This is a genomic window from Kitasatospora sp. NPDC057500 (genome assembly GCF_042802195.1).
Classification (GTDB): domain Bacteria; phylum Actinomycetota; class Actinomycetes; order Streptomycetales; family Streptomycetaceae; genus Kitasatospora.
The window spans coordinates 1-24,240 of record NZ_JBHVER010000124.1 but is presented as its reverse complement, the minus strand read 5'-3'; the positions used below and the strand labels follow the sequence as shown (position 1 = coordinate 24,240).

The window sequence follows — 24,240 nt, the reverse complement described above, 5'->3', positions numbered from 1 at the left end:
GTGCCGGCGGTGCGCGGCCACCGGCCGGCACGGGGCGGGGCGCCCGACGCGCCGCCGTCCCGGTGCCACCACTCTGGCGTCCGCGCAGGTCGGAGGCCATCCGCACAGGTACTCAATCGGTGATCTGAGTATCCGTACTCAGACGGTGCGGACCGGAACCACCGGCCCCGCCCGCGGCGTCCCGGTACGGTACGGCGAGCCCGGCCGAATCCGGCGGGGCCGCGAGCAGGAACGGACGGGGAAACGGATGACGATCGTCCCGCTGATCTTCACCAGCGGACTGGCCAGCGGGATCAACGCCTACGCGGTGGTGCTGCTGCTCGGCCTGCTGGGCCGCTTCGCCGGTGCCGACTCGGTGCCGTCGGCCCTGGAGCGCACCGATGTGCTGCTCGCCGCCGCCGCGCTGTTCCTGCTGGAGGCGGTGGCTGACAAGATCCCGTACGTGGACAGCGTCTGGGACGCCGTCCACACGGTGATCCGGCCGGTCGCGGGTGCCACCGTCGGCGCGCTGATCGCCTCCGCCGACCCGGGTTCGCTGGGCGAGGTCGCGGCGGGCGCGATGGGCGGCACGACCGCGCTGGTCAGCCATCTGGTAAAGGCCTCGCTGCGGATGGCGGTGAACACCTCGCCCGAGCCGGCCAGCAACATCGCGGTCTCGCTGGCCGAGGACGTCTCGGTGGCCGGGCTGGTCACGCTGGCGATCTTCCACCCGTGGCTGGCCGCCTCGATCTCCGCCGTGCTGCTGCTGGTCGGCGTGCTGCTGGTGTGGTTCGCGATCAACCGGATCCGCGCCTTCCGCGCCCGCCGCCGCGAACGCCGGGCCGCCCGGGCCGCGGGGGCGGTGGGCGGGCAGCCGGTGGCCGAAGGGGCCACCGGGCGGACCTAGGATCGGGACCATGGCACGGATCGTCATCATCGGCGCAGGTATGAGCGGGCTCGCGGCGGCTTCCCGGCTGGCGACCCTCGGGCACAAGGTGACGGTCTGCGAGGCCCGCCGCACCCACGGCGGCATGGTCGGCCGCTACGAGCGCGACGGCTTCGCCTTCGACACCGGCCCCGGACTGCTCACCCTGCCCGCCGTCTACCGGGACCTCGCCCTGAAGACCGGGCGCGAGCCGCTGGAGCAGCTGGTCGAGCTCGGCCCGGTCGACCCGGAGAGCCGGCACCTGTTCCCCGACGGGACGGCGGTCTCCCTGCCCAACGCCTCCCGGGGCGGCGTGGTCCAGGCCCTCGACCAGGCCTTCGGCCCGGGCGCCGGCGAGCAGTGGGCCGACGTGCTCAACCACGGCCGCACCGTCTGGGAGGCCACCCGCCGTCCGCTGCTGGAGGAGCCGCTGCCCGATGACCCGGCGGCGCTGCGCACCGACCCCTACCCCGTGCCCGGCCCGCCCCGGCGCGGCCTGTTCGGCCTGCGGCGCGGCCCGCGCCAGTGGACGCTCGCCGACGTCGCAGCCGAGCAGCTCGGCGGGCACCCGGGGCTGACCGCGCTGCTGCACGAGCACGCGCTGCGGTTCGGCCTCGACCCGCGCACCGCCCCGGCCGGGGCGACCGTGCTGCCGTACATGGAGCAGTCGTTCGGCGTCTGGTACGTCAAGGGCGGCCTGCGCGCGCTGGCCGACGCGGTGTACCGCCGCTGCGAGCAGCGCAAGGTGGAGTTCCGCTTCGAGACGCCGGTCGCCAAGGTGATCGTCCGCGACGGGCGGGTGTGCGGGGTGCAGACCAAGGGCGACCGGATCGACGCCGACGTGGTGGTCTCCTCGATCGACGCCCGGGTGCTGCACACCCAGTGGATGAGCGCGGCCGAGAGCTCGGACGAGTGGCCCGCCGCCGCCGAGCGGCTGCACGGCGTGCCGGGGCGGGTGAGCGTGCTGCTCGCACTGCGCGGCGCGCGCCCGGAGGGCACGGCGCACCGCACGGTGGTGCACGCCGGCGACCCGGGCGCCGAACTGGCGGGCGTCTTCGACCCGGGCGCGCCGCTGACCGACCGGCCGACGGTGCAGGTGCTGCGGCCGGACGACCCGTCGCTGCACCCGGAGGGGCACGAGGCCGTGGTGCTGACCGCGACCACCCCGTCCCTGGACCTCGACTGGGGCGCCCCCGGAGTGGCGGACGCCTTCGCCGACCGGATGCTCGACCACGTCGACGCGGCCGGCCTGAACCTGCGCGAGCGCCTGCTCTGGCGCGTGGTCCGCACCCCCGAGCACACCGAGCGCGAGGCCGGCTCCTTCTTCGGCTCCGTCCCGCCCCCGGCCCTCGCCGGCCTCGACGGCGCCCTCCTCCAGGCTCCCAACGAGGACCACCCCGGCCTCTACCTCACCGGCGGCGCCGCCCACCCCGGCGGCGGCCTGGCCCGCGTGGGCATGTCCGCCTGCATCGTCGCCAACCTCATCGGCCCCGCCTGACCCGACCCAGAAAGTCGGCCCAACCGACTTCCCGCCCCCACCCCCCAAGCCCGAGTCCCGCCCGGGCCGACTTCCCGCTCCAGGCACGGATCAAAAGCGCACGCGCGGAGTGGAAAGTCGACCTGGTCGACTTCTCGCGCCGCACGAAACCGCTTCTACGCGCATAGATTGACCCGAGGGCGACGCACGAACCGCACACCCCAGGAGGGCATGCGGAGCAGGAAGTCGACCCGGCCGACTTCCCACGCCGCGCCAGCTGACTCTACGCGCATAGACTCGCCTGGGTAGCGTGCGAGCCACAAGCCCCGGGACACCTGGAGCAGGAAGTCGGGCCAGCCGACTTCTCGCGCGCGGAACCCATCTCTACGCGCATAGATTCGCCCGAGGGCGGCACGCGAGCCACAAACCCCAGGGGTGCATGGAGCCTCGGGTCGACTTCTCACGCCGGATGCCGATCGAGAGGGGCGCGCGGAGTGGAAAGTCGGGCCGGCCGACTTTTCGTGCCACGCAGGCCCCCGAGGCAGCGCGGGCGCTGCAAGTCGCGTGCGTGGAGCAGGAAGTCGGGCCGGCCGACTTCTCGTGCCACGCGGGACCCAAATCTACGCGCATAGACTTGCCTGGGGGCGGCACGCCAGGGGTGCGCGGAGCCCCGGCCGACTTCTCGCGCTGGGTGTCGACCGAGTGGCGCGCGGAGTGGAAAGTCGGGCCGGCCGACTTCTCGTGCCGCGTAGGCCTGGCCCGGCCCCGAGGTGGCGCGGGCGCTGCAAGTCGGGGTGCGTGGAGCAGGAAGTCGATCTGGCCGACTTTTCGTGCCGGATGCAGGGCGGTTTCAGGGCTGCTGTTGCCAGGTGGGGTGCTGCTGGTAGCCGTACTGGTCGTACTGGGGCTGCTGGGGGATGCCGTTGACGGGCTGGTCCGGCTGCCACTGCTGCTGCGGCTGCTGTTGTTGCTGCTGCTGGTCGTAGCCGTACGACTGCTGCTGCTGATAGGCGGCGTAGGGGTCGGGCTGCTGCTGGTAGGTGCCGTAGGGCTCCTGCTGGGGGTAGCCGCCGTAGCCCTGGTCGTAGCCGAAGGCCGGCTGCTGCTGGTCGGACTGCCACTGCTGCTGCTGCGGCTGCTGTTGCTGCTGGTCGTAGCCGTACGGCTGCTGCTGGTAGGCCTCGGCGTAGGCGTCCTGCTGCGGGACCGCCTGCTGCTCGTAGTACGCCGACGCGTACACCCCGTCGGCGGCCAGCTCCTGCATCTCGAACGCCGCGGTCTGCTCGACGGCCGACTCCTCCGCGAGCGCCACCGGGCCCGGGGCCGGGGCCTCCTCGACCTTGCCGACCTCGCCGACCTGCTTCACCGCGACCGCGGTCGCGGCGACCGCCGCGCCTCCGCCGGTGAGCGCGCCGAGCAGCGGCACCTTGGCCAGCGGTCCGGGCAGGCTGCCGTCAGCCGCGCGCAGCGACCACCCGGCCGCGTAGCCGCGCTTCACCGAGAGCGTCACGAAGGTCTGCCCGACCGCGAACATCGCGGCGCCCGCGCCGATCACCGGCACGGAGCCGACCGCCATCCCGCCGGCCACCGCGAGGAAGCCGGCCAGGGCGAGGCCGCGCCAGTGCAGCGGTGCCCGGTTCTGGAACAGCAGCTCGGCGACCAGCCAGAGCGCCACCACCGCCAACGCGGCGTACAGCAGCAGGTATCCGATGCCCATACCGCCCGCTACCTCCCAGTCGCGTGCCCGCGCCCGCCGCGCGTGTGCGGCGACTGTACCGGTTCAACGGCCCGGGTACCGCATCGCGTTCCCGCCGCGGGCGGGAACGCGATGCGCCGCAGATCAACGCCGGTGCAGGCCGAGGTTCTGGTAGATCTCCAGGGTCGCCGTCGAGTGGTTCAGCGTGATGAAGTGCAGCCCGGGGACGCCCTCCGCCAGCAGCCGCTCGGACATCGCGGTGGCGTGCTCCATGCCGACCGCCCGCAGCGCCGCCGGGTCGTCGACCACCGCGCGCAGCCTGGCCTCCAGGTCCGGCGGGAAGGCCGAGCCGCTCAGCTGCGGGAACCGCTCCAGCTGCTTGGCGTTGGTGACCGGCATGATCTCCGGGATGATCGGCGTCTCGCAGCCGGCGGCCACCACCCGGTCGCGCAGCCGCAGGTAGTCGTCGACCTCGAAGAACATCTGGGTGATGGCGTAGTCGGCACCGGCGCGGACCTTCGCCACGAAGTGCCGGATGTCGTCGTCCCAGTTGGTCGAGCGCGGGTGCATGTTGGGCGAGGCCGCCACGCCGACGCAGAAGTCGCCGATCCCCTTGATCAGCTCCACCAGTTCGTACGCGTAGGTGACGCCCTGCGGGTGGCTGACCCACTCGCCCATCGGGTCGCCGGGCGGGTCGCCGCGCACCGCGAGGACGTTGCGCACGCCCTGGTCGGCGTACTGGCCGATGATGTTGCGCAGCTCCGCGACCGAGTGGTCGACGGCGGTTAGGTGGGCGACCGGGGTGAGCGTGGTCTCGGTGGCGATCCGCCCGACCATGTTCACCGTGCGCTCCCGCGAGGAGCCACCGGCGCCGTACGTCATGCAGACGAAGTTGGGGTCGAGCGGTTCCAGCCGCCGGATGGCGTCCCAGAGCTTCTGCTCACCGGCCTCGGTGCGCGGCGGCATGAACTCGAAGGAGAAGGACCGCTTTCCGGCGGCCAGGAGCTCGCGGACCGTCTGCGCGCGGTCCGGTCTGGTCGAAGCGATACCGAGTGCCATGATGGCAGGTTAGCCGTCGGCGCAAGGGCGCGGACAACTTGGTCCCAATTCCTGAGACGCCGGATGGACGAGCGGTGGACTCGGGGCGAACGCCGGACGGCGCGACCGGCCGGAACCCGTGCGTACGGCTGTTCCCCTCCACCCCGGATACGCTTGCGCTGCACCCCAGCTACCTCCGGAGCCCCATCGTGACCTCGTCCAGCCACCGGCCGGCCAATCCGATTGACGTGGAGGACGTGCGCGAGCGCGTCAACGCCGCACTCGCCGGCTTCATGGACGGCCAGTCGGCCCTGCTCGGCAAGGTCTCCCCGCAACTGGAGCCCGTCACCGAGGCGCTGCGCGACTTCCTGCTCGACGGCGGCAAGCGCCTCCGTCCGGCGTTCTGCTACTGGGGCTGGCGCGGCGCCGGCGGCGCGGCGAGCGGCGAGGGGATCACCAGGGCGGCGGCCGCCCTGGAGCTGCTCCAGGCCAGCGCGCTGGTGCACGACGACCTCATGGACCGCAGCGACACCCGCCGGGGCCTGCCCTCCGTGCACCGCCGTTTCGAGGCGATGCACCGCGAGCGCGGCTGGCGCGGCGACCGCGAGCAGTACGGCGCCTCGGCGGCGGTGCTGCTCGGCGACCTGCTGCTGATCTGGTGCGACGAGCTGTTCCTGAACTCCGGCCTCGACCCGGCGGCGGTGCTGGCCGCCAAGCCGATGTTCGACCTGATGCGCACCGAGGTCATGGTCGGCCAGTACCTGGACGTGCTGGAGCCGGTCGCCGGGGACTCCACCGACCAGGGCGCTCTGGAGCGGGCCCAGACCGTCCTGCACTACAAGTCGGCCAAGTACACGATCGAGCGCCCGCTCCAGGTCGGAGCGCTGCTGGCGGGCGCCCCGCCCCGGCTGGTGGAGGCCTACGGGGCGTTCGGCCTGCCGCTGGGCGAGGCGTTCCAGCTGCGGGACGACCTGCTCGGCGTGTTCGGCGACCCGGCGGTCACCGGCAAGCCGGCCGGCGACGACCTGCGCGAGGGCAAGCGGACGCTGCTGGTCGCGCACGCCATGCGGGGCCTGCCGACCGCCGAGGCGCGGCACCTGGACGAGCGGCTGGGCGCGCCGGACCTGACTCCCGAGGAGGTCGCCGGACTGCGCGGGCTGGTGGCCCGCAGCGGCGCGCCGGAGCGGGTGGAGCAGCGGATCGAGGAGCTGCTGCGGCAGTCGCTGACCGCGCTGGAGGCCGCCCCGCTGGCGGACCCGCGGGCCCGCGAGACACTGCTGGCGCTGGCCGAGGCCGCCACCGTCCGCAAGTACTGACGTCCGCAAGAACTGACGTCCGCGAGGGCCGGCCCGCCCCCGCGGGACACGGGGCGGGACGGACGGCGGCGGCCCCGGTCGCTCAGAGCGCGCGCAGTCGGCGGGCGAACCCGGCGGCCGCGGCCCCCGGGTCGTCCGCGGCGGTGATGGCCCGGACGACCACGACCCGGCGGGCGCCGGCGGCCAGCACCTCGTCCAGGTTGCCGAGGTCGATGCCGCCGATGGCGAACCACGGCCGCTCGGTCCCGAGCTTCGCCGCGTACTCGACCAGGCCGAGGCCCGGTGCGTGGCGGCCCGGCTTGGTCGGGGTCGGCCAGACCGGACCGGTGCAGAAGTAGTCGACACCGGGTTCGGCGGCGGCCGCGTCCACCTCGGACTCGGCGTGGCAGGAGCGCCCGATCAGCACGTCCTCGCCGATGATCGCCCGGGCGGCGGGCACCGGCAGGTCGTCCTGCCCGAGGTGCAGCACGTCCGGGCCGGCCGCGTGGGCGACGTCGGCGCGGTCGTTGACCGCGAGCAGCTTGCCGTGCCGGCGGCAGGCGTCCGCGAAGACCTCCAGTGCCGCCAGCGCCTGCCTGGCCTCCAGGCCCTTGTCGCGGAGCTGGACGATGTCCACGCCGCCGGCCAGCGCGGCGTCCAGGAACTCGGCGAGGTCGCCGCGCTCGCGCCGGGCGTCGGTGCACAGGTACAGCCGCGCGTCGGCGAGCCGGGCCCGGCGGTCGGTCACGGCCGGGCCGGTCGCGGCCAGGTCGGTCACAGCGCCATCGCCTGGGCGCGGCGCTTGACCTCGGTGGCCCGGTTCTCCCAGAGCGCCTGGACGGGGGTGCCGGGCAGCGACGGGTCCTCGCTGAACATCCACTCGAGGATCTCCTCGTCGCTGAACCCGCTGTCGCGCAGCACCGTCAGCGTGCCGATCAGGTGCTTCACCGGGCCGGTCTCGTCGATGAACGCCGCCGGGACCTGGAGCGACTTGTTGGGACCGCGGCGGACGGCGATCAGGTCACCCTTCTTGACCATGTTGCGGACCTCGGTGACCACCAAACCCCACTTCTCGGAGATGTCGGGGAGGTACAGCCACGCGGGGACCAGGGCTTCAATCTTGGCTTCGATCTCACTCACAAGCACCAGACTGCCACCTCGGCGGCCCGCCGCGCACCAACCGGGGCCGCCGCCCGCCGCTACCGGGCAGCGAGCGCCGACTTCAGCGGGACCTCCGGGTCGGCGGCGCGGGCCGGGTCGAGCACGGCGCCGCGCTCGATCAGCCGCCGGCCCTGGGTCAGGTCGCGCGGCCGGTCCACCGCGAGCAGCGCGCGCAGCGCTCCGTCGCGCAGCCAGAGCACCGACCAGCCGGCGCCGCCCGGCGAGCCGCGCCACAGCAGCTCGTCGCCCGCGCCGTGCCGCCCGGCGTACTGCACCATCCGCCCGAACTGCTCGGACCAGAAGTACTGCACCGGGTCGTACGGCGGCGCGTCGGTGCCGAGCAGGGTGGCGGCCGCCGCCTCGCCGGACTGCAGGGCGTGGTCCCAGTGCTGGACGGTCAGCCGGGTGGCGGAGCGCGCCGAGGGGTAGCTGACGCAGTCGCCGGCGGCGAGGACGCCGGGCACGGTGGTGCGCAGCCGCTCGTCGACCAGGACGGCGCCGACGGCGTCCAGGGCGACCCCGGTGCCGGCCAGCCAGCCGGTCGCCGGGCGGGCGCCGACGCCGACCACGACCTCGTCGGCGGGCAGGTGCGAGCCGTCGGCGAGCAGCACCGCGCCCGGTTCGACGGCGGTGACGCCGGTGCCGCAGCGCAGTTCCACGCCGGCCTCGGCGTACCAGGCGGCCATCGCCCGGCCGACCTCGGCGGGCAGCGCCCCGGGGACGGGCGCCGGGCCGGCCTCGACGACGGTCACCTCGCAGCCGGCCGCCCGGGCGGCGGTGGCCACCTCGGCGCCGATCCAGCCCGCGCCGACCAGCACCAGGCGCAGGCCGGGGCGCAGCAGCGCGCGCAGCGCGAGCGCGTCGTCCAGGGTGTGCAGCAGGTGGGCGCGCTCGGCGCCGGGCAGGACGCGCGGCTCGGCGCCGGTGGCGATCACCAGCGCGTCGTACGGCTCGTCCCCGGCGTCGGTGTGCAGCACGCCGGCCGTGCCGCCGGTGCCGCCGGGGGTGAGGCCGGTGGCGCGGCGGCCGGTCAGCAGTTCGACGCCGAGCCGGTCGAAGTCGAGGTCGAGGGCGGGGTTGTCGGTCTTGCCGAGCAGGACGTCCTTGGAGAGCGGCGGCCGGTCGTACGGCGCGTGCGGCTCCTCGCCGACCAGCGTGATCCGCCCCTGCCAGCCGTCGCGCCGCAGCACCGCGGCGCACTGCGCCCCGGCCAGCCCGGCGCCGACCACGACCACCCGATCCGTCTGTCCCGTTCCGCTCAGCTCAGCCACGCCCGTCACTGTACTGAGCCCGGTCCCGGTCCCCTGGTCCTAGGCCCTCAGCAGGCGCCTTCAGGGGGCGCACCCCCCGGAGTTAAGGTGGGGGCACCATCGCGGGAGCCCGGCGGACCGGGCTGAGAGGCGGGCTGGCACGGCCTGCGACCGTCCGAACCTGATCCGGGTCATTCCGGCGAAGGGAGAACAGTCTTGACACGCCTGGTACGGGGCGCCCACGCCGAGGTGCTGGTCATCGGCGGTGGGATCATCGGACTCGTCGTCGCCTGGCGGGCGGCCCAGCGCGGACTGCGCGTCCTCCTGATCGATGCCTGGCCGGGCCACGGCGCCGCCGACGTCGCAGCGGGCATGCTCGCCCCGGTCACCGAACTCCAGTACGGCGAGGAGCCGCTGCTGCGCCTCGGGATGGCCTCCAACGAGCGGTACGCCGCCTTCGCCGCCGAACTCACCGAGGCGAGCGGCGGCCACGGCACCGGCTACCGGCAGTGCGGCACCGTCGCCGTCGCCCTCGACTCCGACGACCGCGCCGAACTGCGCGAGCTGCACGCCTTCCACCAGCGGCTCGGCCTGGACTCCCAGTGGCTCACCGGCCGCGAGGCCCGCCGGCTGGAGCCGATGCTCGCCCCCGGCGTGCGCGGCGGCCTGCACGTCACCGACGACCACCAGGTGGACGGCCGCCGGCTGGCCGAGGCCCTGCTGCACGCGTGCGAACGGGCCGGCGTGGTGGTGCACCGCACCGAGGCCACCGAGCTGCTGGTCGAGCACGACCGGGCGACCGGCGTCCGGCTGGCCACCGAGGAGACCGCCACCGCCGACCAGGTGGTGCTCGCCGCCGGAGCGCGCAGTCACCTGCTGCCCGGCCTGCCCCCGGACGTGCTGCCGGCGATCCGCCCGGTCAAGGGCCAGGTGCTGCGGCTGCGGGTGCCCGAGGCGTACCGGCCGTTCCTCTCCCGCAACGTGCGCGCCGTCGTCCGCGGCGGCCACCTCTACCTGGTGCCGCGCGAGAACGGCGAGCTGGTGGTCGGCGCGACCACCGAGGAGCAGGGCTACGACACCACCGTGACCGCCGGCGGGGTGTACGAGCTGCTGCGCGACGCGCACGAGCTGGTCCCCGGCATCACCGAGCTGCCGCTGGTGGAGACCGGCGCCGGGCTGCGCCCCGGCTCGCCGGACAACGCGCCGCTGCTCGGCCCGACCGCGCTGCCCGGCCTGGTCGCCGCCACCGGCCACTACCGCAACGGCGTGCTGCTGACCCCCGTCACCGGCGACCTGGTGGCCGAGTACCTGGCCACCGGCGACCTGCCGGAGCTCGCCCGCCCGTTCTCCCCCACCCGATTCACGAAGGTCCCGGCATGAGCCCCCGCACCAGCGACATCCCCCTGAGCGTCAACGGCGAGCCCCGCGAGGTACCCGCCTCGACCACCCTGGCCGAGGTGGTCGCCACCCTCAGCCAAGCGCACTCCGGCGTCGCCGCCGCCCTGAACGAGGCCGTGGTGCCGCGCGCCGAGTGGCCGCGCACGCCGCTGTCGGCGGGCGACCGGATCGAGATCCTCACCGCCGTCCAGGGAGGCTGACCGATGGCCGACGACCTTCTCACCATCGCCGGGACGTCCTTCTCCTCCCGGCTGATCATGGGCACCGGCGGCGCCCCCAGCCTGGAGGTCCTGGAGCAGGCGCTCCGGGTGTCCGGCACCGAGCTGACCACGGTGGCGATGCGCCGGGTGAACACCGCCACCCAGGGCTCGGTGCTCGACGTGCTGACCCGCAACGGCATCCGGGTGCTGCCCAACACCGCCGGCTGCTTCACCGCCGGCGAGGCCGTGCTCACCGCCCGGCTGGCCCGCGAAGCGCTCGGCACCGACTGGGTGAAGCTGGAGGTGATCGCCGACGAGCGGACCCTGCTGCCCGACCCGATCGAGCTGCTGGACGCCGCCGAGACGCTGGTCGACGACGGCTTCACGGTGCTGCCCTACACCAACGACGACCCGGTGCTGGCCCGCAAGCTGGAGGACGTCGGCTGCGCGGCGATCATGCCGCTGGGCTCGCCGATCGGATCCGGCCTCGGCATCCGCAACCCGCACAACTTCCAGCTGATCGTGGAGGGCGCGGGCGTCCCGGTGATCCTGGACGCCGGCGCCGGCACCGCCTCGGACGTCGCGCTGGCGATGGAGCTGGGCTGCGCCGCGGTGATGCTGGCCTCCGCCGTCACCCGCGCCCAGGACCCGGTGCTGATGGCCGACGCGATGCGGCACGCCGCCGAGGCCGGCCGGCTCGCCCACCGGGCCGGCCGGATCCCGCGCCGCTTCCACGCCGAGGCCTCCTCCGCCATGGCCGGCCGCGCCGACCTGGACACCCGCGAGCATCCGGCCTTCTAGCTCCGGGGGCGGGCCGGACAGCTCGTCCGACCGTCCTCCCGGTGTCACAAACCGGGCACAGAGCGGCCCCGGGGGCGGTGTCCCCCGGGGCCGGCGAACCGCCACGCCCTAGACTCGCCGGGTGGACATGGCATTGCGCGACCCCCTGATCGGTACCCTGCTCGACGGCCGGTACCGGGTCGAGCGGCGGATCGCGGCCGGCGGGATGTCCACCGTCTACCAGGGCACCGACACCCGCCTCGACCGGATCGTGGCGCTCAAGGTGATGCACCCCTCGCTGGCCGGCGACACCGCGTTCACCACCCGCTTCATCCGCGAGGCCAAGGCCGTCGCCCGGCTCGCCCACCCCAACGTGGTCAACGTCTTCGACCAGAGCGCCGACGGCGCGCACGTCTTCCTCGCCATGGAGTACGTGCCCGGCGGCACCCTGCGCGACCTGCTGCGCGACCGCGGCGCGCTCTCCATCCGGGCCGCCCTGGACATCCTGGAACCGGTCCTCGCCGCCCTCGGCGCCGCCCACCGGGCCGGGCTGGTGCACCGCGACGTCAAGCCCGAGAACGTGCTGATCACCGACGACGGCCTGGTCAAGGTGGCCGACTTCGGCCTGGTCCGGGTGCTGAACGCCGCCGACGGCGCCACCACGTCCACCACCGCGACCGCCGGCACCGTGCTCGGCACCGTCTCCTACCTGGCGCCCGAGCAGATCCGCCCGGGCGCCGAGACCGACCAGCGGGTGGACGTCTACGCGGCCGGCATCCTGCTGTACGAGATGCTCACCGGCTCCCGTCCGCACACCGGCGAGAACCCCGTCCAGGTGATGTACCGCCATCTACACGAGGACGTCCCGGCGCCGTCCGCCGCCGTGCCCGGCGTGGCGCCCGCGCTGGACGCCATAGTGGCGGGCGCCTGCGCCCGGGACCGCGCGCACCGCCCGCACGACGCGGTCGAGCTGCTCGCCGCCCTCCAGCGGGTCCGCCGCGGGCTCACCCCGGCCCAGCTGGACGCCGAGCCGCCCGCCTCCACCCGCCCCAGCCCGCGCCACCCCACCGGCGAGGCCACCGCGGTGCTCACCCCGGTGCTGCCGCCGGCGCCCCCGGTCGAGCGCACCAGCGTGCTGGACGTGCCGCCGGACGTGATGGACCAGCTGCTCACCGAGCCGCGCCCGTACGACGAGCCGGCCCCGGTGCGCGCCGCGCGGCGGCGCCCCCGCTCCACCGGGCGCCGGCTGCCGCGCGGGCCGCTGATCTGGACGGCCGTCGTCACCGCCGTGGCCCTGCTGGTCGGCGGGGCGACGTACGCGATCTCCGGCGCGGTGTACGGCACGGTGCCGGGCGTGCTCGGCAAGAACCGGACCGAGGCGGAGCGCATCCTGGACGCGGCCGGCATGCACGGCAAGGTCTCCGAGGTGTACAGCGAGTCCGTCCCGGTCGGCCAGGTGATGGCGGCCGACCCCGGGGTCGGCACCCGGACCAGGAAGAGCGACGCCGTCACCCTCACCGTCTCGCGCGGGCCCAAGCGGATCGCCGTCCCCGACGTGGTCGGCCGCCCGTCCGCCCAGGCCTCCTCGACGCTGACCGGGGCGCAGCTGACGGCCGGCACGGTGACCGAGACGTACAGCGACAGCGTCGCCGAGGGCGCGGTGATCAGCAGTTCGCCGGCGGCCGGGCAGCAGGTGCCGGAGAACACGCCGGTGGCGCTGGTGGTCAGCAAGGGCATGGTGCCGGTGCCGGACGTCACCGGGATGTCCAAGGAGGCCGCGGAGAAGGCGCTCCAGGCGGCCGGGTTCGCCATGCAGAGCAGCGGGGTCAACCTGTTCGGCACCGGCAAGGTGACCGGCCAGTCCCCGGCGGCGGGCGAGCGGCGCCCGCAGCGCACCGTGGTGACGGTCAACTTCCCGTTCCTGTAGGCCCGGGGCGCCCGCTACCGCAGCGGGCCGTCGCCGGGCTCCTCCTGGTGGGAGTAGCGCTGCTCGCGCCACGGGTCGGCCCGGTTGTGGTAGCCGCGCTCCTCCCAGAAGCCGCGCCGGTCGGCCCGCATGTACTCGATCGCCCGGACCCACTTGGGGCCCTTCCAGGCGTACAGCCGGGGGACGACCAGCCGGACCGGGAAGCCGTGTTCGGCGGTGAGCGCCGCGCCGTCGCGGTGGGTGGCGAGGAGGGTGTCGGGGGCGGCGAAGTCCTCCAGCCGCAGGTTGGCGCTGTAGCCGTACTCGGCCCAGACCATGACGTGGGTGACCCCGGTGTCCGGCGGGACCAGGTCGAGCAGGGTGGCGGCGGCCACGCCGGTCCACTCGCCGTCGAGGACGGAGAAGCGGGTGACGCAGTGCAGGTCGGCCCGGACGGTGGTGCGCGGCAGGGTGTTGAAGCCCTCGAAGTCCCAGCTGCGCTTCTCCGCCGAGGCGGTGGCGCCGAACACCTGGAGGTCCCAGGTCAGCGGCTTGAAGCGGGGCACCGGGCCGTAGTGCAGGGCGGGCCAGCCGCGCTGGACGCGCTGGCCCGGCGGGAGCCTGGGGTCAGACGGCGGCGGCGGTTCTTGTTCGGACTGACCCATGGATCCATGGTGACAGACGGCGGGTGGCGCCAGGCGCGCGCCCCTTCACCGCACCGCACGCCCGCTCGTACGGGCCAACGGCGGAGCGGGGGCCATCGCCCGCGCTGGGTAAATCGGATATTCCGACACATGTCCTAGTGAGTGTGAACTTACTGGAATTTCTTCCCATCACGGTGCCAGGATGCGTGGAGCCGGAGCCGGAGGGTGAACGGCCCTGATCCCGCACGCGAGCAGGAAGGCAGCGCCATGAAGGGCGACGCAGAGGTCATCGAGTTCCTCAACGAGCAGCTCACCGCCGAGCTGACCGCAATCAACCAGTACTTCCTGCACGCCAAGATGCAGGAGAACTTCGGCTGGACGAAGCTCGCCAAGTACACCCGGCACGAGTCCTTCGACGAGATGAAGCACGCCGAGGTGCTCACCGACCGGATCCTCTTCCTCGACGGGCTGCCCAACTACCAGCGGCTCTTCCACGTCCGGATCGGCCAGACGGTCAAGGAGATGTTCGAGGCCGACCGGCAGGTCGAGGTCGAGGCGATCGACCGACTGAAGCGCGGGATCGTGGTGATGCGGGCGAAGAACGACGTGACCTCGGCCAACATCTTCGAGTCGATCCTGGCGGACGAGGAGTCGCACATCGACTACCTCGACACCCAGCTCGAACTGGTCGAGAAGCTCGGGGAGGCGCTCTACATCGCCCAGCTGATCGAGCAGCCGGAGTCCTGACCGCCCCGGGCCCCGGGCCCGACCGGCGCGCCGGTCAGGCGGCGCGCAGCGGCGCCGGCGCCCCGGGGAGGGCGGACGCGTCCTCGGCCGCCGGGTCGGCCAGGCCCAGCCGGGCCGCCAGCCGGGCGGTCGGGCAGGGCCGGGCACCGTGCTCGCCGAGCAGCGCCTGGATCCGCCGCACGCAGGAGCCGCAGTCGGTCCCGGCCTTGCAGCCCTTGGCGATCTGCCGCGGGGTGTTGGCACCGCCGTCGATCGCCCGCTTGACCTGGTCCTCGGTGACCGCATGGCACATGCACACGTACATCGCGGTCTCTCCCGGGGGGTGAAGCGGTGAAGCGGAGTGGATCTTGACTAAGGCAAGCCTTAGTTCAGTTAGCCTCACCTTACCCCGGTGGCGCTGGTACGCAAAAGCCTCTCCGGCCCGGGAGAACCCCGGGCCGGAGAGGCTTTTCTCACACGCGGAACGCCCGCGGGCGGTCAGTGGCCGCCGCGGTACATCTCGGCGACCAGGAACGCCAGGTCCAGCGACTGGCTGCGGTTGAGCCGCGGGTCGCAGGCCGTCTCGTAGCGCTGGTGCAGGTCGTCGACCAGCACCTCGTCGCCGCCGCCGACGCACTCGGTGACGTCGTCGCCGGTCAGCTCCACGTGGATGCCGCCCGGGTGGGTGCCGAGCCCGCGGTGCACCTCGAAGAAGCCCTTGACCTCGTCGAGCACGTCGTCGAAGCGGCGGGTCTTGTGCCCGCTGGACGCCTCGAAGGTGTTGCCGTGCATCGGGTCGCAGATCCACACCGGCTGCGCGCCGGAGGCGGTGACCTTCTCCACCAGGGTGGGCAGGTGCTCGCGGATCTTGCCCGCGCCCATCCGGGTGATGAAGGTGAGCCGGCCGGGCTCGCGCTCCGGGTCCAGCTTCTCGATCAGGGTCAGCGCCTCGTCGACCGAGGTGGTCGGGCCGAGCTTCACGCCGATCGGGTTGCGGACCTTCGAGGCGAACTCGATGTGCGCGTGGTCCAGCTGGCGGGTGCGCTCGCCGATCCACACCATGTGGCCGGAGACGTCGTACAGCTCGCCGGTGCGCGAGTCCACGCGGGTCAGCGCGGTCTCGTAGTCCAGGATCAGCGCCTCGTGGGACGAGAAGAACTCGACCGTCCTGAACTCCTCCGGCGCCACGCCACAGGCGTTCATGAACGCCAGCGCGTTGTCGATCTCGCGGGCGAGCTGCTCGTAGCGCTGGCCGGCCGGCGAGTTGCGCACGAAGTCCTGGTTCCAGGCGTGCACCTGGCGCAGGTCGGCGTAACCACCGGTGGTGAAGGCGCGCACCAGGTTGAGCGTCGCGGCGGACGCGTTGTACATCCGCTTCAGGCGCTCCGGGTCCGGGATGCGGGACTCGGGGGTGAACTCGAAGCCGTTCACCGAGTCGCCCCGGTAGACCGGCAGGGTCACGCCGTCACGGGTCTCGGTCGACTTGGAGCGCGGCTTGGAGTACTGGCCGGCGATGCGGCCGACCTTGACGACCGGCACCGAGGCCGCGTACGTCAGCACGGCCGCCATCTGCAGCAGGGTCTTGAGCTTGTTGCGGATGTGCTCCGCCGAGACGCCGTCGAAGGCCTCGGCGCAGTCGCCGCCCTGCAGCAGGAACGCCTCACCACGGGCCACGGCACCGAGCCGGGCGCGCAGCTGGTCGCACTCGCCTGCGAAGACGAGCGGCGGATACGAGGCGAGCTCGGCAAGGGTCTTGCGCAGAGCCTCTTGGTCCGGCCATTCAGGCTGCTGCGCCGCGGGCAGGGACTGCCAGGTGTGGGGATTCGTCACGGTCACGCGCTCAAGGCTACGGGGTGCGACAACCGATTTGTGACCACCGCCCGAGGGGTGAGACGCCTCACGGACATTCGGGTGACCGCCCTCACTCCCGGCCGGACATCCGCTAGGCTCGGGCCCGTGAACACGCCGCACACCTTCTCCTGGTGGTGGGCCGACCCCCCGGGTGGCCCACAGCCCGCGCGTTCCTAGACGCAAACGACCGGCCGCCCCTCGGGGCGGCCGTCGGCGTTCTCAGCCGGCCGACAGCCCTCCCGGGAGCGGAACCCCACCGCCGCAGTAGCCACCCCGGAAGGAACGCCGTTACCGTGACCAGCGCCGCCGACCTGTTCGCCCGCCTCACCGCCGCCGACGCACCGGCCTTCGCCCTGCTGCACCGCCGCACCCCGCGCACCGCCCCGGACACCGTCGAGGTCCTGCTCGGCACCGTCGGCTCCTACGAGCGGCTGGCCGACCTGCCGGTCCGCCACGGCGTCCCCGCCGGCGGACCCGTTCACGACCTGCTCGCACTCGTGCCCTACCGGCAGATCCGCGAGCGCGGCTTCGAGGCGCACGACGACGACACCCCGCTCCAGGCCCTCGCCGTCGGCGAGCAGTACGCCCTGCCGCTCGCCGAGGTCACCGCCGCGCTGCCCCGGGTGCCGGTCACGCTCGGGGGCGGCGGCTTCGACATCGACGACGCCGAGTACGCCGCGATCGTCCGCCGGGTGGTCGAGGAGGAGATCGGCCGCGGCGAGGGCGCCAACTTCGTCATCCGCCGCGACTTCACCGCGACGCTGGAGACCCCCGGCGGAGACGGTGCCGGACACTGCTCCCCCGCGCTCGCGCTCACCCTGTTCCGCCGGCTGCTGGAGCAGGAGCGCGGCGCCTACTGGACGTTCCTGGTGCACACCGGCGACCGCGTGCTGGTCGGCGCCTCCCCCGAGGTGCACGTCCGGCAGAGCGGCGGGACCGTCGTGATGAACCCGATCTCCGGCACCTACCGCTATCCGGCCGCCGGCGCCGGCCTCGACTCGCTGCTCGACTTCCTCCACGACCCCAAGGAGCTGGAGGAGCTGACCATGGTGGTCGACGAGGAGCTCAAGATGATGTGCACCGTCGGCGACCTCGGCGGCCAGGTGCTCGGCCCCCGGCTCAAGGAGATGTCCCACCTCGCGCACACCGAGTACGAGCTGCGCGGCCGCACCTCGCTGGACGTCCGCGAGGTGCTCAAGGAGACCATGTTCGCCGCCACCGTCACCGGCAGCCCGGTGCAGAACGCCACCCGGGTGATCAAGCGCTACGAGCGCGGCGGCCGCGGCTACTACTCCGGCGCGCTCGCCCTGATCGGCCGCTCGGCCAGCGGCGGCCAGCTGCTCGACTCGCCGATCTGCATCCGCACCGCCGACATCGACCCCGCCACCGGCCAGCTCGCCGTCCGGGTCGGCGCCACCCTGGTGCGCCACTCCGACCCGCTCTCCGAGGTCGCCGAGACGCACGCCAAGGCCGCCGGGGTGCTCACCGCGATCGGCGCCCTCCCGGCCCCCGCGCGGGCGGCCGGACCCACCGGCCCCCGGCTCGCCGACGACCACCGCGTCCAGGCCGCGCTGGACGCCCGGCGGGCCGGCCTCGCCCCGTTCTGGCTGCGGATGCAGCAGCCCGCGCAGGCCACCGAGGCGCTGGAGACCCTCGTCGTCGACGGCGAGGACACCTTCACCGCGATGCTCGCCCACCTGCTGACCTCACTCGGCCACCGGGTCACCGTGGTCCGCTACGACGAGCCGGGCCTGCGCGAGCGGGTCGCCGCCCACCCCGGCCCGCTGGTGCTCGGCCCCGGCCCGGGCGACCCGGCCGCCGACGGCGACCCCAAGATGGCCGTGCTGCGCCCGATCGTCACCGACGCGCTGGCCGCCGTCCGCGAGGGCCGGCGCACCGCCCCGCTGCTGGCCGTCTGTCTCAGCCACCAGCTGCTGTCCGCCGCGCTCGGCCTCCCGCTGGTCCGCAAGGCCGTGCCCCACCAGGGCGCGCAGGAGAGCGTCGAGCTGTTCGGGACGCGGCGCACGGTCGGCTTCTACAACGCCTTCACCGCCCGCTGCACGGACGCCGACGCCGCCCGGCTGGCCGCCGAGGGCGTCGAGGTGGCCCGCGACCCGCTGACCGGGGACGTGCACGCGCTGCGCGGCCCCGGCTTCGCCGGGCTGCAGTTCCACCCGGAGTCGGTGCTCACCCGGGAGGGCGTGGAGATCGTCGCCGACCTGCTGCGCGGCGCGGTGGCCGCCGCCCGCTGAACCGTCGCGCACACCGGGCGGGGCGCAGGGTGCGCCCCGCCCGTCCGGACGTCAGATCTCGTCGTCCAGCCCCTGCTCGATGGCGTACCTGACCAGCTCGACCCGGTTGTGCAGCTGGAGCTTGCCCAGGGTGTTCTGGACGTGGTTCTGCACCGTGCGGTGCGACAGCACCAGCCGGTCGGCGATCTGCTTGTACGACAGGCCCTTGGCGACCATCCGCAGCACCTCGGTCTCCCGGGCGGTCAGCTGGGGGACGACGGGCGCGGCCGGGGCGGGCGGCTCGGCGGCCAGCCGGCGGAACTCGCCGAGCACCAGGCCGGCCAGGCCCGGTGTGAACACCGCGTCGCCGACGGCCGTGCGGCGCACCGCGTCCAGCAGTTCGTCCCGGCCGGCCGACTTGACCAGGTAGCCGGTCGCGCCGGACTTCACCGCCTCCAGCACGTCCGCGTGCTCGCCGCTCGCGGAGAGCACCAGGACCCGCACCGTCGGGTCGTGCGCCACGACCTGGCGGCAGACCTCGGCGCCGGACAGGCCGGGCAGGTTGAGGTCGAGCACCACCACCTGCGGGGTGCAGGCGCGGGCCCGGCGGACGGCCTCCTCGCCGTCGCCGGCGGTGGCCACCACGTCCAGCCCGGCCTCGGCGAGGTCGCGGGAGACGGCGTCGCGCCACATCGGGTGGTCGTCCACCACCATGACCCGCACCGGCCGCTCGGCGGGCGCCTGCTGGTCGATCGGCTGCCGGATGGTCATGATCGGGGCCCTTTCAGGAGCGGGATCGGCGTCGGGGCTTTCCACGGAGGCTTGCACAGCAGGCTTTCACAGGAGGCCGGCCGGGGCGTCGGACCCGGCGCGCGGGACCCTCAGCTCCACCTCGACGCCCTCGCCGGGCGCCGAGTACAGCTCGGCCGTGCCGCCGAGGTCCCGCAGCCGGCCGCGGATCGACTGCGAGACGCCGAGCCGGCCGGCCCGTTCCGCTTCGCCGAGCCGCCCGGGGGCGAAGCCCGGGCCGTCGTCGCGGATCGAGACGGTGACGGCCTGCGGCTCGTCCTCCACCAGGATCCAGGCGCGCGCGGCGGGCCCGGCGTGCTTGCGGACGTTGTCCACCGCGGCGCCGACGGCTGCGGCCAGTTCGCCGGCCGCCGGGGCGGGCAGCAGCACCGGGGTGCCGGGGGCGGACACGGTGACCCGCTCGTCCGCGTACGGGGCGAGCAGGGCGCGCAGGTCCTGCGGGCCCTCCGGTTGCTCCGGCCGCTCCGTCTCGCGCTGGACGGGCAGCGGGCCGCCGCTCATCAGCGCGCGCAGGGCGCGCTCCTGCTCGCCCGCCAGCCGTCCGAGTTCGGCGAGGTCCGCACCGGCGGAGGCGGACCCGGCGGCGGAACCGGGCGCGGCCTCGGTGCCCCGGCGCTGGACCAGCGCGAGCACCTGGAGCACGCCGTCGTGGATGTCCCGGGAGAGCCGCTCGCGCTCCCGGGTGGCCGCCTCGACCTGGAGCGCCCGGGTGAGCGTCGCCTCGCTGGCCCGGGCGAGTTCCATGACGTAGCCGATCGCGCAGCCGGCCAGCATCAGCAGCACGATGTTGTGGATGTTGTCGCCGGTCGGACCGCCGTGGCCGAGGATGTTGGCCACCCCGATCACCGAACCGGCCGCCGCCGCCCAGCGCCAGCCGCCCCGGCCGGCGAAGCCGAGCACGGTGCCGGCCGCCCAGATGGTGGGCAGGGTGGGCGCGCCGCGGCTGATCCGGGACGCCTCGTCGATCATGCCGCTCATCACGATGCCGGTGACGACGAGGACGAGGTCGGTGGCGAGCACGTACCAGGTGCAGCGGTGCGGGCCGGAGAAGGCCCGGGTGGAGGCGAGCGTCCAGAGCGTCAGCGCGCCGAGGTAGATCCAGCCGGCGACCGGGTGGACGAACTGCAGGTAGGAGTCGAAGTACCGGAGCAGCGCGTAGCAGAGCGCCAGTACCCGGAAGAGCGAGATCGCCCGCCAGAGCGGCAGTTCGACGGACATGCCGCCGGCCGCCACCGCGGCGCCGACCGTACCCGGGCCGGACCCGGTCCCACCGCCGCCCGTCATGCCTGCCGTCCTCCCCCCGGTCCCCGGCCGGCCCTGTCTCAGGCCGACCCGGTCCCCTTCTGCTGCTGCTCCTGCCCGGCCTTCTCCGCCTTCTCCGCCTCGGCCTTCTCCTCGGCCCTCTCGGCCTTGGCGGCGGCCTGCTCGGCCTTCTGGACGGCCTTGCGCTCGGCGTCGGCCTTCTTCTTGTCCTCGGCGATCTGGCGCTTGGCGGCCGTCGCGTAGATGTCCACGTACTCCTGGCCGGAGAGCCGCATGATCTCGTACATCACCTCGTCCGTCACCGAACGGAGGATGAAGCGGTCGTTCTCCATGCCGTGGTAGCGGGAGAAGTCCAGCGGGCGGCCGATCCGGATGCCCGGGCGGATGCCGAAGTTCGGGACCACCTGGCCGGGCGGCTGCACCTTCTCGGTGTCGATCATCGCGACCGGGATGACCGGCGCGCCGGTCGCCAGCGCGACGCGGGCCAGGCCGCCGACCTTGCCCCGGTAGAGCTTGCCGTCGGGCGAGCGGGTGCCCTCGGGGTAGACGCCGAACAGCTCGCCGCGGTCCAGCACGGCGATCGCCGAGCGGATCGCCGCCTCGCCGGCGCCGCGCACGCCCGAGCGGTCCACCGGGAGCTGGCCGACGCCCTTGAAGAAGGCGGCGGTCAGCCGGCCCTTGATGCCCGGCGTGGTGAAGTACTCGGCCTTGGCGATGAAGGTCACCCGGCGCTTGATCAGCGCGGGGAAGAAGAAGGAGTCCGAGAAGGAGAGGTGGTTGCTCGCGATGATCGCGGCACCCTCGGTGGGGATGTTCTCCTCACCCTCGATCCACGGCCGGAAGAAGATCCGCAGCAGCGGCGCGACGATCATCTTCATCAGTCGGTAGAACAACCCGGGCCTCCTGTATTGCGGACCGGTCGATCCTAATGCCCCTCGGCGTCCGCCCGTGCCCCGCCCCGCCCCGGCGGGGTGTCCGGCCCCCCGGGTGACGGGGCGTCGGGCCGGGTTCCCGGCGGGGGTGTACGGAGCGGGCGGGCACGTGGGACGATGCGAATTCCGCAGCCTCCCGTACCGGCCCGACCCGCACGCCCCCGCACGTACAGCGTCCCCTCCAGCGTCCTCGCCCGCGAAGGAGTCCGCCATGCCGCTGCTGCCCGGCGCCGAACCGTACCGCCACCGGGGCGGGCCGGTGGGCGTCCTGCTCTGCCACGGGTTCACCGGCTCGCCGCAGTCGCTGCGGCCGTGGGCGGAGGACCTCGCCGCCGCCGGGTACACCGTCGCGCTGCCGCTGCTGCCGGGCCACGGCACCCGCTGGCAGGACATGCAGCCGACCCGCTGGGAGGACTGGTACGCCGAGGTCGAGCGGGAGCTGCTGGAGCTGACGGCGCGGTGCGAGCGGGTGTTCGTCGTCGGCCTGTCGATGGGCGGCGCCCTGGCGCTGCGGCTGGCCGCACTGCACGGGCCGGCGGTCGCCGGGCTGGTGCTGGTCAACCCGTCGGTGCGCTCGGACAACCCCGCGAGTGTCGTCCTGCCGGTGCTGCGCCACCTCCTCCCGAGCCTGCCCGGGATCGCCGACGACATCGCCCGGCCCGGCGCGGTCGAGCTGGGCTACGACCGGACGCCGCTGCACGCCGCCTGGTCGCTGTCCCGGCTGTGGAAGGAGGTCCGGGCCCGGCTGCCGCAGGTGACCCAGCCGGTGCTGCTCTTCCGCAGCCCGCAGGACCACGTGGTCTCCGCGGCCAACTCCGAGCTGGTGCTGGCCCGGATATCCTCGACCGACGTGACGGAGCGGCTGTGCCAGCGCAGCTACCACGTCGCGACGCTGGACCACGACGCGGCGGAAATATTCGCGACCGCCCAGGACTTCATCCGACGGCTGGCTCCCGCGCACTCGGCGGGCGCCACCCCGGTGAAATCCGACCACCACCAAGGCTGAAGGGCCGGAAGTGCACGAGAGCAGCACGGCGGGCGGCGAGGACGAGACGCCCCGCGAGGAGGGTGCGGCCACCGGCGGCACGCGGCCGGGCGCCGGCCGGGCGGACGACGGGCAGCCGGGCCGCGGACCGGTCGGTGAGACGGTGGCCGACGTTCCCGGCTCCGGCGACGCCCCGGCGGCGGACGGAGCGGCGGGCGAGGGCGGTGCGGACACCCCCGGAACGGGCACCACGGGCGCGGGGGCCACGGGTGCGGGGACCACGGGTGCGGGGACCACGGGAACGGGCACCACGTCCGGGCCGTCCCGGGCCAGGCGCGCGCCCGAGCGCAGCCAGGCCGAGCAGGACGAGATCTTCGCCGCGCTGGTCGCCCAGTTCGACGACCCGGTCGACCTCAACAACCCCAACTGGCCGGAGATCGAGAACCTCCGGGCGCGTGGCGAGCTCAAGGGCTTCAAGGACCCCGGCGAGGGCCTCCCCGGCGGGACCGGCGACCTCTCCGACCTGGCGCCGCAGCCGCGGCCCCGCTCCGGTCGGCCGGTCATGCCGGCCGCCGGCTCCGGCCCGCGCGACTTCGAGCTGGCCGAGGAGAGCGACGAGGGCCACTTCGAGCCGCCGGAGCCGCCGCCGCTGCCGGAGGCCGACGTCACCGCCAAGTTCGCCTGGCTGGCGGTGCTCGGCGGGCCCGCGCTGCTGCTCTTCGACGCCGTCGTCTGGCGCGAGGTCTCCGGCTGGCCCGCCTGGGTCGGGGTGGCCGCCTTCCTCGGCGGCTTCGCGACGCTGGTGGTCCGGATGAGGAACGACGACGAGGACGAGCCCGAGGACCCGCACGGCGGCGCGGTCGTCTGACGGCCGCCCGTCCCGGGCCTACCCGGTGGGCAACTGGAGGACGGCGAGCACCGGGAGGTGGTCGGTGGCGGCCCGCAGGTCGGCCTCGGTGACCCCGGGCAGTCCGTGCGGGACGCCGCAGGCGAGCACCTCGACGCCCGGCGTGGCGAAGACGGCGTCCAGCCGCTGGTAGGGGTTCTCCGGGACGGAGGTCATCTCGCCGCCCCAGGGCGCCACCACGTGCCCGTCCTGGAGCCGCCCGGCCAGCGACTGCCAGCCGGGACCGTCCGGGTGCTCGTTGAAGTCCCCCGCGATCACTCCGAGTTCGGCGTGCCGCAACTGCCCGGCGAGCAGGTCGAACTGCCGCCGCCGCTCGTCCGCGTCCAGGCTGAGGTGGCAGCTGGTGACGGTGAGCGGCACGGCGCCGGGCACCTCGACCAGCGCGGTCGCGAAGCCGCGCGCGTGCAGTCCGCGGGTCTTCGGCAGCAGCCGGTCGTGGACGGACAGCACCCGCACGCCCGGGCGGCCGAGCAGCAGCGGCCCGGCGGCGAGCCGGCCGCCCCCGGCGAGGACCACGGTGCCGGTCCGCCGGGCGAGCCGGTCGGCCTGCCCCTCGGGGCGCCAGTAGCGCGGCGCCTCCTGGACGCAGACCAGGTCGGGCGCGCAGGCCCGGATCACCCGGACCAGCGCGCGCCGGTCGTCGCGCAGCGAGCGGACGTTGTAGCTCAGCAGCCGCAGCCGGCCGGGCGCGGGCGGTGGCAGTTCGGCCGGTGCGGTGGTCATGCGGTTCCTCCCCGGGACGTCCTCGGTGACGACCGTACGGCAGGGCGCCACACGGCGCTGCCC

The 24,240-nt window shown here is 74.3% G+C and carries 23 protein-coding genes and 1 riboswitch; of the genes, 11 read left to right on the top strand and 12 right to left on the bottom strand.

Features of this window, described 5'->3' with window-relative positions; genetic code table 11:
* Nucleotides 1-247 precede the first annotated feature (247 nt).
* The gene (locus ACFU74_RS24170) at nucleotides 248-886 is read left to right on the top strand and encodes a DUF4126 domain-containing protein (RefSeq protein ID WP_380760130.1); all 639 of its coding nucleotides are present in this window, start codon (nucleotides 248-250) and stop codon (nucleotides 884-886) included.
* Nucleotides 887-896: 10 nt separating this feature from the next.
* On the top strand, nucleotides 897-2,402 hold the full coding sequence (locus tag ACFU74_RS24165) for a phytoene desaturase family protein (RefSeq protein ID WP_380760128.1): 1,506 nt from the start codon (nucleotides 897-899) through the stop codon (nucleotides 2,400-2,402).
* Between the two features lie 829 nt (nucleotides 2,403-3,231).
* Here the strand turns inward: ACFU74_RS24165 and ACFU74_RS24160 are convergent.
* Nucleotides 3,232-4,098, bottom strand: coding sequence for a hypothetical protein (locus ACFU74_RS24160; RefSeq protein WP_380760126.1), 867 nt, complete (start codon nucleotides 4,096-4,098; stop codon nucleotides 3,232-3,234).
* A 123-nt stretch (nucleotides 4,099-4,221) separates the two neighbouring features.
* Nucleotides 4,222-5,136, bottom strand: a complete 915-nt coding sequence (gene metF / locus ACFU74_RS24155) for a methylenetetrahydrofolate reductase [NAD(P)H] (protein ID WP_380760124.1) — start codon at nucleotides 5,134-5,136, stop codon at nucleotides 4,222-4,224.
* Between the two features lie 188 nt (nucleotides 5,137-5,324).
* Between metF and ACFU74_RS24150 the strand changes: the two genes are divergently transcribed.
* Entirely contained in the window at nucleotides 5,325-6,431 is a 1,107-nt protein-coding gene (locus ACFU74_RS24150) for a polyprenyl synthetase family protein (RefSeq protein WP_380760122.1), read from the top strand.
* An 82-nt stretch (nucleotides 6,432-6,513) separates the two neighbouring features.
* Here ACFU74_RS24150 and thiE read toward each other — a convergent pair whose 3' ends face one another.
* Genes thiE through ACFU74_RS24135 form a run of 3 tightly spaced genes read right to left on the bottom strand, consistent with a single transcriptional unit; the run spans nucleotide 6,514 to nucleotide 8,842 of the window.
* A complete protein-coding gene (thiE, locus tag ACFU74_RS24145) occupies nucleotides 6,514-7,188 on the bottom strand; it encodes a thiamine phosphate synthase (RefSeq protein ID WP_380760120.1) in 675 nt (224 codons plus the stop codon).
* Nucleotides 7,185-7,550: an Rv2175c family DNA-binding protein gene (locus tag ACFU74_RS24140; RefSeq protein ID WP_380760118.1), complete on the bottom strand. Its 366-nt coding sequence runs from the start codon at nucleotides 7,548-7,550 to the stop codon at nucleotides 7,185-7,187. Before ACFU74_RS24140 ends, thiE begins: the two co-directional genes overlap by 4 nt.
* Before the next feature lie 59 nt (nucleotides 7,551-7,609).
* A complete protein-coding gene (locus ACFU74_RS24135) occupies nucleotides 7,610-8,842 on the bottom strand; it encodes an NAD(P)/FAD-dependent oxidoreductase (protein WP_380760116.1) in 1,233 nt (410 codons plus the stop codon).
* Nucleotides 8,843-8,933: 91 nt separating this feature from the next.
* Nucleotides 8,934-9,046: riboswitch (TPP riboswitch) on the top strand.
* Here ACFU74_RS24135 and thiO point away from each other — a divergent pair.
* The 4 genes from thiO to pknB all read left to right on the top strand — a co-directional run bounded on the left by thiO (nucleotide 9,038) and on the right by pknB (nucleotide 13,126).
* A complete protein-coding gene (gene thiO / locus ACFU74_RS24130) occupies nucleotides 9,038-10,201 on the top strand; it encodes a glycine oxidase ThiO (RefSeq protein WP_380760114.1) in 1,164 nt (387 codons plus the stop codon). Its footprint overlaps the riboswitch before it by 9 nt.
* A complete protein-coding gene (gene thiS / locus ACFU74_RS24125) occupies nucleotides 10,198-10,419 on the top strand; it encodes a sulfur carrier protein ThiS (protein WP_380284762.1) in 222 nt (73 codons plus the stop codon). Before thiO ends, thiS begins: the two co-directional genes overlap by 4 nt.
* Before the next feature lie 3 nt (nucleotides 10,420-10,422).
* Nucleotides 10,423-11,220 carry a thiazole synthase gene (locus ACFU74_RS24120; protein ID WP_380760112.1) on the top strand — a complete coding sequence of 266 codons (798 nt, stop codon included), beginning with the start codon at nucleotides 10,423-10,425 and terminating at the stop codon, nucleotides 11,218-11,220.
* A 127-nt stretch (nucleotides 11,221-11,347) separates the two neighbouring features.
* Nucleotides 11,348-13,126 (top strand): Stk1 family PASTA domain-containing Ser/Thr kinase, encoded by a 1,779-nt coding sequence (pknB, locus tag ACFU74_RS24115; protein ID WP_380760134.1) that lies wholly within the window; start codon nucleotides 11,348-11,350, stop codon nucleotides 13,124-13,126.
* 14 nt (nucleotides 13,127-13,140) lie between these two features.
* Here pknB and ACFU74_RS24110 read toward each other — a convergent pair whose 3' ends face one another.
* Nucleotides 13,141-13,770 carry a molybdopterin-dependent oxidoreductase gene (locus ACFU74_RS24110; protein WP_380760110.1) on the bottom strand — a complete coding sequence of 210 codons (630 nt, stop codon included), beginning with the start codon at nucleotides 13,768-13,770 and terminating at the stop codon, nucleotides 13,141-13,143.
* 246 nt (nucleotides 13,771-14,016) lie between these two features.
* Between ACFU74_RS24110 and bfr the strand changes: the two genes are divergently transcribed.
* Nucleotides 14,017-14,496: a bacterioferritin gene (bfr, locus tag ACFU74_RS24105; RefSeq protein WP_380760107.1), complete on the top strand. Its 480-nt coding sequence runs from the start codon at nucleotides 14,017-14,019 to the stop codon at nucleotides 14,494-14,496.
* 34 nt (nucleotides 14,497-14,530) lie between these two features.
* On the opposite strand, the gene ACFU74_RS24100 is transcribed toward bfr, so the two are convergent.
* Both ACFU74_RS24100 and ACFU74_RS24095 read right to left on the bottom strand, forming a co-directional pair.
* Entirely contained in the window at nucleotides 14,531-14,800 is a 270-nt protein-coding gene (locus ACFU74_RS24100) for a bacterioferritin-associated ferredoxin (RefSeq protein ID WP_380760105.1), read from the bottom strand.
* Nucleotides 14,801-14,973: 173 nt separating this feature from the next.
* The gene (locus ACFU74_RS24095) at nucleotides 14,974-16,311 is read right to left on the bottom strand and encodes a class II 3-deoxy-7-phosphoheptulonate synthase (protein ID WP_380760103.1); all 1,338 of its coding nucleotides are present in this window, start codon (nucleotides 16,309-16,311) and stop codon (nucleotides 14,974-14,976) included.
* Between the two features lie 308 nt (nucleotides 16,312-16,619).
* On the opposite strand from ACFU74_RS24095, the gene ACFU74_RS24090 reads away from it, so the two are divergent.
* On the top strand, nucleotides 16,620-18,578 hold the full coding sequence (locus ACFU74_RS24090; RefSeq protein ID WP_380760101.1) for an anthranilate synthase family protein: 1,959 nt from the start codon (nucleotides 16,620-16,622) through the stop codon (nucleotides 18,576-18,578).
* A 51-nt stretch (nucleotides 18,579-18,629) separates the two neighbouring features.
* Here the strand turns inward: ACFU74_RS24090 and ACFU74_RS24085 are convergent, their stop codons facing one another.
* The 3 genes from ACFU74_RS24085 to ACFU74_RS24075 form a co-directional block, all read right to left on the bottom strand.
* Entirely contained in the window at nucleotides 18,630-19,328 is a 699-nt protein-coding gene (locus ACFU74_RS24085; protein ID WP_380760098.1) for a response regulator, read from the bottom strand.
* A gap of 66 nt (nucleotides 19,329-19,394) precedes the next feature.
* Entirely contained in the window at nucleotides 19,395-20,651 is a 1,257-nt protein-coding gene (gene macS, locus ACFU74_RS24080) for a MacS family sensor histidine kinase (protein WP_380760096.1), read from the bottom strand.
* A gap of 38 nt (nucleotides 20,652-20,689) precedes the next feature.
* Nucleotides 20,690-21,508 (bottom strand): lysophospholipid acyltransferase family protein, encoded by an 819-nt coding sequence (locus ACFU74_RS24075; protein ID WP_380760132.1) that lies wholly within the window; start codon nucleotides 21,506-21,508, stop codon nucleotides 20,690-20,692.
* 265 nt (nucleotides 21,509-21,773) lie between these two features.
* On the opposite strand from ACFU74_RS24075, the gene ACFU74_RS24070 reads away from it, so the two are divergent.
* Both ACFU74_RS24070 and ACFU74_RS24065 read left to right on the top strand, forming a co-directional pair.
* Nucleotides 21,774-22,568, top strand: a complete 795-nt coding sequence (locus ACFU74_RS24070) for an alpha/beta hydrolase (protein ID WP_380760093.1) — start codon at nucleotides 21,774-21,776, stop codon at nucleotides 22,566-22,568.
* Nucleotides 22,569-22,578: 10 nt separating this feature from the next.
* Nucleotides 22,579-23,415 carry a hypothetical protein gene (locus tag ACFU74_RS24065; protein WP_380760091.1) on the top strand — a complete coding sequence of 279 codons (837 nt, stop codon included), beginning with the start codon at nucleotides 22,579-22,581 and terminating at the stop codon, nucleotides 23,413-23,415.
* Between the two features lie 18 nt (nucleotides 23,416-23,433).
* On the opposite strand, the gene ACFU74_RS24060 is transcribed toward ACFU74_RS24065, so the two are convergent.
* The gene (locus ACFU74_RS24060; protein WP_380760089.1) at nucleotides 23,434-24,177 is read right to left on the bottom strand and encodes an endonuclease/exonuclease/phosphatase family protein; all 744 of its coding nucleotides are present in this window, start codon (nucleotides 24,175-24,177) and stop codon (nucleotides 23,434-23,436) included.
* Nucleotides 24,178-24,240 lie beyond the last annotated feature (63 nt).

Coding starts and splice junctions, on each gene's coding strand:
- ACFU74_RS24170 (WP_380760130.1), top strand. CDS start 248: ATGACGATCGTCCCGCTGATCTTCACCAGCGGACTGGCCAGCGGGATC.
- ACFU74_RS24165 (WP_380760128.1), top strand. CDS start 897: ATGGCACGGATCGTCATCATCGGCGCAGGTATGAGCGGGCTCGCGGCG.
- ACFU74_RS24160 (WP_380760126.1), bottom strand. CDS start 4,098: ATGGGCATCGGATACCTGCTGCTGTACGCCGCGTTGGCGGTGGTGGCG.
- metF (WP_380760124.1), bottom strand. CDS start 5,136: ATGGCACTCGGTATCGCTTCGACCAGACCGGACCGCGCGCAGACGGTC.
- thiS (WP_380284762.1), top strand. CDS start 10,198: ATGAGCCCCCGCACCAGCGACATCCCCCTGAGCGTCAACGGCGAGCCC.
- ACFU74_RS24120 (WP_380760112.1), top strand. CDS start 10,423: ATGGCCGACGACCTTCTCACCATCGCCGGGACGTCCTTCTCCTCCCGG.
- pknB (WP_380760134.1), top strand. CDS start 11,348: ATGGCATTGCGCGACCCCCTGATCGGTACCCTGCTCGACGGCCGGTAC.
- ACFU74_RS24110 (WP_380760110.1), bottom strand. CDS start 13,770: ATGGGTCAGTCCGAACAAGAACCGCCGCCGCCGTCTGACCCCAGGCTC.
- bfr (WP_380760107.1), top strand. CDS start 14,017: ATGAAGGGCGACGCAGAGGTCATCGAGTTCCTCAACGAGCAGCTCACC.
- ACFU74_RS24100 (WP_380760105.1), bottom strand. CDS start 14,800: ATGTACGTGTGCATGTGCCATGCGGTCACCGAGGACCAGGTCAAGCGG.
- ACFU74_RS24085 (WP_380760098.1), bottom strand. CDS start 19,328: ATGACCATCCGGCAGCCGATCGACCAGCAGGCGCCCGCCGAGCGGCCG.
- macS (WP_380760096.1), bottom strand. CDS start 20,651: ATGACGGGCGGCGGTGGGACCGGGTCCGGCCCGGGTACGGTCGGCGCC.
- ACFU74_RS24075 (WP_380760132.1), bottom strand. CDS start 21,508: ATGAAGATGATCGTCGCGCCGCTGCTGCGGATCTTCTTCCGGCCGTGG.
- ACFU74_RS24070 (WP_380760093.1), top strand. CDS start 21,774: ATGCCGCTGCTGCCCGGCGCCGAACCGTACCGCCACCGGGGCGGGCCG.
- ACFU74_RS24060 (WP_380760089.1), bottom strand. CDS start 24,177: ATGACCACCGCACCGGCCGAACTGCCACCGCCCGCGCCCGGCCGGCTG.